Origin of the sequence: Neorhizobium sp. SHOUNA12A, assembly GCF_023006505.1 — a bacterium.
Lineage (GTDB): Bacteria > Pseudomonadota > Alphaproteobacteria > Rhizobiales > Rhizobiaceae > Neorhizobium.
This window is the reverse complement of the sequence record NZ_JALBGV010000179.1, coordinates 1-2698: the sequence shown is the minus strand read 5'-3', so window position 1 is coordinate 2698 and position 2698 is coordinate 1. Positions and strand designations below refer to the sequence as shown.

2 protein-coding genes are annotated in these 2698 nt (G+C 64.0%); both read left to right on the top strand.

Translation table 11 applies throughout. The features are described from left to right. Positions 1 to 1359 (top strand): ammonium transporter (locus MOV63_RS32305; RefSeq protein ID WP_247039821.1); only part of this gene is annotated, 1359 nt, incomplete at its 5' end. Positions 1360 to 1601: 242 nt separating this feature from the next. After that, positions 1602 to 2698, top strand: a 1097-nt coding sequence (locus tag MOV63_RS32300) for a DNA translocase FtsK 4TM domain-containing protein (RefSeq protein WP_247039820.1), incomplete at its 3' end; no start/stop codon positions are given.

Here is a 2698-nt window from a genome sequence, read left to right as displayed (position 1 = left end):
GTCGCTTTTGCGCAGACGGCCGCCGCACCGGCGGCTGCCGCCGCCGCCGCTCCGGCCATGACGATGGACAAGGGTGACAACACCTGGATGCTCATCTCGACCATTCTCGTCCTGCTGATGACCATCCCGGGCCTCGCGCTCTTCTACGGTGGTCTCGTTCGCGCCAAGAACATGCTGTCCGTGCTGATGCAGGTGTTCATGATCACGGCCGTCGTGATGATCATCTGGGTCACCTACGGCTATTCGCTCGCCTTCACCAACGGCGGTTCGCTGAACAGCTTCGTCGGCGGCTTCTCCAAGATGTTCCTTGCCGGCGTCACCACGTCGTCGCTTGCCGAAACCTTCACCAAGGGCGTCGCCATTCCAGAGCTGACCTTCGTCTGCTTCCAGATGACGTTTGCATGCATCACGCCGGCCCTGATCGTCGGCGCCTTTGCCGAGCGCATCAAGTTCTCGGCCGTCATGCTCTTCGTCATCCTGTGGGTTACGTTCATCTATTTCCCGATGGCCCACATGGTCTGGTTCTGGGGCGGCCCGAGCGCCTACACGGATCCGTCCGGCCTGATCTTCTCCTATGGAGCGATCGATTTCGCCGGCGGCACCGTCGTGCACATCAATGCCGGTATCGCGGGCCTCGTCGGCGCGATCATGCTCGGCAAGCGCACCGGCTACAAGAAGGACATCATGGCTCCGCACTCCATGACCCTTACCATGGTCGGCGCTTCGCTCCTCTGGGTCGGCTGGTTCGGCTTTAACGCCGGCTCCAACCTCGAAGCCAACGCCTACGCATCGCTCGCGATGATCAACACCTTCGTTGCGACGGCTGCCGCTGCCGTGTCGTGGTGCCTGGTGGAAACCTTCTCCCGCGGCAAGGCCTCCATGCTAGGTGCCGCCTCGGGCGCTGTTGCCGGTCTCGTCGCCGTCACCCCGGCTGCCGGTTTTGCCGGCCCGATGGGCTCGATCGTTCTCGGTCTCATCGTTTCGCCGGTCTGCTACTTCTTCGTCGACGTGGTGAAGAACAAGTTCAACTACGACGACTCGCTCGATGTCTTCGGCGTCCATTGCGTCGGCGGCATCCTCGGCGCCATCGGCACCGGTATCCTCGTCAACCCGGCACTCGGCGGTGCAGGCATCGTCGACTATTCGACGGCCGACTTCGCTGCCTCCTATTCCGGCACCGCGACCCAGGTCTGGGCACAGTTCAAGGGCGTCCTGACCACCCTCCTGTGGTCGGGCATCGGTTCGGCGATCCTCTACAAGGTCGTCGACCTGATCGTCGGCCTGCGCGTCACCGTCGAAGCCGAACGCGAAGGTCTCGACCTCGCGACCCACGGCGAAGCGGCGTATCACGCGTCCTGATCTACGGCTCGCGGCGGCGGGCGACCGCTGCCGCAGCACGTTGTATCGTGGTTTTTGTTAAAACTGCATCGGCCCGGGTTTCGACCCGGGCTTTTTATTCATGTTTTCAGCCTCCGCCAGACCCGTTGTGGTTAAAGGGACATTAACCACCATCGCGCTATTCTCCGCTGGAATTGCGTGAATCAGCTCTCAGGTTGCCGATTCGCGCTTGTAGTTGCGTTCAAGGACGGCGGGCAGACACGATGGGCAGAAGCAGTTCAGCGGCTATGGCAAACCGGTCCACCCGCCTGGTGCTCACCGCCTTCGTGTGGCGCCAGGCGCTGGCGCTCGCCGGTTTCGGGATATTCTTCGCGCTGGCGCTGGCGGTTGCCGCACTGGCAACCTGGAACGTCGCAGATCCGAGCTTCTCCTATGCGACCGACAATGCGCCGACCAATCTCCTGGGCTTCCCGGGGGCTGCCTTCGCTGACCTGATGATGCAGTTCCTCGGCCTTGCAAGTCTCGTCGCCCTGCTGCCGGTGCTCGCCTTCGCTCTGGCTTTGATCGCGGGGCGTAAATACGACCGCGTTCCGGCGCGCCTTGCGGCCTGGGGCGGCGGCACGCTGCTGGCCTCTGCGACATTGGGCTGCTTTCCCGCACCGCTCACCTGGCCGATCCCAAACGGCATCGGCGGCGTCATCGGCGATATGATCCTGCGGTTCCCGGCATTGTTCGTCGGCGCCTATCCAACCGGTACCGTGGCGGTCGTCCTCGGTTGCATCTTCACCGTCCCCTGCGCCTGGCTGATGCTGTTTGCATCGGGCCTGGTCGGCGAAGCCTTCGAGGACGACGCCGAGGATGACGATCAGCCTGTTGCCGCCGCCAAGACCCGCTCCAAGCGCGAGGAGATCGAGGAAGAGGACGACGAGGACCGGTTTGCCGGCTTCCTGGCGTTCGGCGCTCTTGCTCACTACTGGTATATCGCCCAGGCGCGGTTACGCCGTCTCGCCGGCATCAAGCCGCGCCGCCGGATAGAATTCGACCAGCCCTACGATTTCAACGAGGACGAATTCGGGACGCTGAACGAGCCGGTCCGCGCGAGATCGGCGCCTGTCGTGCCCGGCCGTCGCATGGAACCTTCGCTTGACGGTCCGGCCGAGCGGGTCACCTCGCCGCGCCGGGTGGTCGCGGCTCCGCCGATTTCCAGCCATGACGAAGACGACGATTACGACCCGCCGTTCGACCGGGACGACATGCCGCCGCGTCCCGCTGGCATCCTGGCCGATGACGACGAGGACGATGATGCGCCGTTCGTCGCCTCGCGCGCACCGCAGACCGTCAATGGCGTCCGCGTCCAGCA